This window comes from Cupriavidus sp. SK-4 (assembly GCF_000611125.1).
Lineage (GTDB): Bacteria > Pseudomonadota > Gammaproteobacteria > Burkholderiales > Burkholderiaceae > Cupriavidus > Cupriavidus necator.
Window position 1 is genome coordinate 1 of record NZ_JFJW01000004.1, and the last position, 4065, is coordinate 4065.

Below are 4065 nucleotides of genomic sequence, written 5' to 3' on the forward strand. Positions count from 1 at the left end.
CGGGCGCGGCCCCGGCGCGCTGGCCCGCCGGCACGCTGGCCGCATGGCAGCACTGGCTGGAAGCCGCGGACCCCGCCACGCTGCCCGCCACCATCGACGAACTGGCTGGCGGCCACGCCGCCCCCTCCGCCGACGATCCCGACCAGGACCCCGCCAGCCGCAGCCTGCGGCTGGGCCGCCATGCCGAGCGGCTGCTGCATTTTGCGCTGCGCCATATGCAGGGGCTGTCGCTGCTGGCTGCCAACGTGCCGGTGCGGCGCGCGGGGCGGCAGGGTATCCGCACGCTGGGCGAGCTGGACTTTATCTGGCGCGAGCAGGCGTCGGGCGCGGTGGTCCATTGGGAGATGGCGGCCAAGTTCTACCTGATGGCGCCTGGCGCTAGCCAGGTGGCGCGGGCGCAGGATTTCGTCGGCCCGAACCTGGTCGACCGCCTTGGCGACAAGCTGGGCCACATCGTGCACCGCCAGCTCCCCCTGGGCTGCAGCGCGGAGGCACAGGCCCTGCTGGGACATACGGTGGACCGCAGCGAGGTCTACCTGCTGGGCTGGCTGTTCTATCGCGATGGCCGGGTGCCGCCGGGGCTGGATGCGCTGGGTATCGCGCCGGACCATCTGCACGGCTGGTGGTCCACGCTCGACGGCTGGGCCGCCCGCGCTGCCGCGCGGCCCGGCTTGCGCTGGTGCCGCCTGCCGCGTACCGGATGGTTGTCGGGCGCGCTGGTGCCCGAATCCGGCACGGAAGATGTCGGCGCGCTGCACGCGATGCTGGCGCAGCGCTTTGCCGACCCGCGCCATGACCACGGCTGGCGGCGCGAATCGCCGGTGATGCTGTGCGAACTGGAACCGGCCGGGCCAGAGGCGCCGGGCTGGTGGCGCGAATGCTCGCGCGGGTTCGTGGTGCCGCCGGGGTGGGAAGAACGGGCGCTGGCGCGGGCGGCGGAGCCGCCAAGACCGGGGCCGCAGGCCGCGCAGGACGCGGCCTGACCCTCGCTGCGCCGGCTAGTGGTGCTTGTCCTCGCCGATCATCGCCAGCGAGTTGAAGGTGCGCGCGTTGTACTTGTGCAGCTTGAGCACCAGCGCCATGGTCACGCAGATAAACAGGCCCAGTGCGACGATGACCACGCCGATCGGCACGTTCAGCTTGATCAGCAGCGCATACAGGCACAACATCAGCAGCACCGAGACGTTCTCATTGAAGTTCTGCACCGCGATGGAGTGGCCTGCCGACAGCAGCACGTGCCCGCGGTGCTGCAGCAGCGCGTTCATCGGCACCACGAAGTAGCCCGACATGGCGCCCACCACCATCAGGAATACATAGGCGATGGCCATGTACAGCGGCATATGCATGCCCAGCACGTCCAGCGTGACATTGGGCATCGCATCCTTGGTGTAGAACGCCATGATCATGACGGTCGCGCCCATGGCCACGCCAAATGGCAGCACCGACAGCGACTTGCGCAGCGGGATGCGCGCCGCGGCCAGGATCGCGCCCACGGCCACGCCCACGGCCACCACGGCCTGCAGCAGCGCGCCCTGGGACAGGTTCAGGCCCAGCGATTTCTCGGCCCACTTCAGCACGATGAACTGCAGCGTGGCGCCCACGCCCCAGAACAGCGTGGTCACCGCCAGCGAGATCTGGCCCAGCTTGTCGCGCCACAGCGCCACGAAGCAGTCGCCGAACTCGGCGATCAGCCGGATCGGGTTCTTTTCCTGCGCCGGATAGCGGGCGCCGGTATCGGGGATAAACAGGTTGAAGATCGAGGCGACCACGTAGAACAGCATGATCACCACCATCGCGGCCTCGGCCGGGGTGTCGATGCCGGTGTTCAGCAAGGGGACATCCAGTTGCAGCAGCATCCCTGACACGTGCACGGAAATCAGCGCGCCGCCGACCACGGTGCCCAGGATGATCGAGCCCACCGTCAGGCCTTCAATCCAGCCATTGGCCAGCACCAGTTTCTCTGGCGGCAGCAGCTCGGTCAGGATGCCGTACTTGGCCGGCGAGTACGCCGCCGCGCCGAATCCCACCACGCCATACGCCAGCAACGGGTGCAGCCCGAACATCATGATGGCGCAGCCGACCACCTTGATGGCGTTGGTGATGAGCATCACCCGCCCCTTGGGCATGGAGTCGGCAAAGGCGCCGACGAAAGCGGCGAGAACGACGTAGGAAAGAACGAAGAACAGCTTGAGCAGCGGGGTCATCCACTGCGGGGAATGCAATTCGGTCAGAAGGGCGATGGCGGCGATCAGTAAGGCATTGTCGGCCAGCGAAGAAAAAAACTGCGCGGCCATGATGGTGTAAAAACCCTTCTTCATGCTGTCGACTTTTTCTCCATCGCGAGCTCCGCTCAGGTTGGCCAGGCTGGCGCCCACCGGGGAGGCCATGGTTTGCAGGGAACCTTGTGCCGCGGCCGTGTCGAATTGTGTCTGTGGTGCTGCGCTGCGGCGCCTTGAGGCTTGCCTGACAGTCATTGACATAATGCTTCGCTTTTAGAACATGGCCGGAGCGTCCGGCTTTATATCACGAAAACATGACATTCCCGAACCCCGGCAAGGGCTCTTTTTGACAGCGGATTGCCGCGCCGATTCCCCGATGACCCCCGGCAATGGCATCTGAATGTGTTCAAATAACGACTGCGATCGCGACCAGCCGACCGGGTCTTCCCTGATCTGGTGCGTGGTCGAACCGATATGGTGACTGGGATACACGGGCCTGCCAATTCCGCACATTCCCGCATGCCAGTCGCCGCAACATGCTGCTGCACACCGACAGGTGACGTTTGCGCCATCGATACTGAGACAGAGCCGTCCTTCCAGCGCCCGCGCCGGCCGCCCATGCCGCCAGCGCCGCCTGCTTGCTCGTCCGCTTCCTGAGATGTGACTCCCATGCCAAGACCCATCCACGCTGTCATCCATCAACCCGCCCTGGCCAACAATCTCGACATCATCCGCCGCAAGGCGCCGGAGTCGCGCATCTGGGCAGTGGTCAAGGCCAATGCCTACGGCCACGGCATCCGCCGCGTCTTTGCCGCGCTGCGGGGTGCCGACGGCTTCGGCCTGCTGGACCTGAACGAGGCCGTGCTGCTGCGTGACCTTGGCTGGCAGGGCCCGATCCTGCTGCTGGAGGGCTTCTTCCAGCCGCAGGATGTTGCCGTCATCGAACAATACCGCCTGACTACCGCGATCCATTGCGACGAGCAACTGCGCATGCTGGAAAGCGCACGCGCCAAGGGGCCGCTGGCAATCCAGCTCAAGCTCAATACCGGCATGAACCGGCTCGGCTTCCATCCGGCCGATTACCGTACCGCCTGGGAGCGCGCGCGCGCCATGCCCTGTGTGGGCAGTATCGTCCATATGACGCATTTTTCCGATGCGGATAGTCCCCGAGGCATCGCCCACCAGATCGAGGCCTTCGACGCCGCCACGGCCAACCTGCCGGGCGAGGCCAGCCTGTCGAACTCGGCCGCGGTGCTGTGGCACCCGCAGGCGCACCGCGCCTGGGTCCGCCCCGGCATCATCCTGTACGGCGCCTCGCCGACCGGGCGCGATGCCGATATTGCCGGCACCGGCCTGCAGCCCGCCATGTCGCTGCAAAGCGAACTGATCTCGGTGCAGGACCTGCAGCCGGGCGATACCGTCGGCTACGGCTCCATGTTCACCGCCGAGCGGCCGATGCGCATCGGCGTGGTGGCGTGCGGCTATGCCGACGGCTACCCGCGCCATGCGTCGGGCTGGGGCGAGCAGCGCGCGCCGGTGCTGGTCGACGGCGTGCGCACCGAACTGGTCGGGCGCGTGTCGATGGACATGCTGTGCGTGGACCTGACCCCGTGCCCGAAGGCCAAGGTCGGCAGCCCGGTCACGCTGTGGGGCCAGGGCCTGCCGATCGACGAGGTGGCGCAGGCCAGCGGCACGGTGGGCTATGAGCTGATGTGCGCGCTGGCGCCGCGCGTGCCGACCTCGGTGGCGACGATCACGGCTTCGGACAGCGCCGCGCCTGCCGTGGCCTGATCCGGGGCGTTGGTGCGGGCGCAGGCCCGCGCACTTACCATCTGCCGGGCGCCGC

Annotated in this window: 3 protein-coding genes; 2 read left to right on the forward strand and 1 reads right to left on the reverse strand. The window is 67.3% G+C overall.

Features of this window, described 5'->3' with window-relative positions:
- A partial coding sequence (locus CF68_RS01005; protein WP_035815438.1) for a DUF1853 family protein occupies nucleotides 1-983 on the forward strand: 983 nt, incomplete at its 5' end.
- Nucleotides 984-998: 15 nt separating this feature from the next.
- Here the strand turns inward: CF68_RS01005 and lplT are convergent.
- On the reverse strand, nucleotides 999-2318 hold the full coding sequence (gene lplT / locus CF68_RS01010) for a lysophospholipid transporter LplT (RefSeq protein WP_035815439.1): 1320 nt from the start codon (nucleotides 2316-2318) through the stop codon (nucleotides 999-1001).
- Between the two features lie 570 nt (nucleotides 2319-2888).
- Between lplT and alr the strand changes: the two genes are divergently transcribed.
- Nucleotides 2889-4010, forward strand: a complete 1122-nt coding sequence (alr, locus tag CF68_RS01015; protein ID WP_035815440.1) for an alanine racemase — start codon at nucleotides 2889-2891, stop codon at nucleotides 4008-4010.
- Nucleotides 4011-4065: the final 55 nt, after the last annotated feature.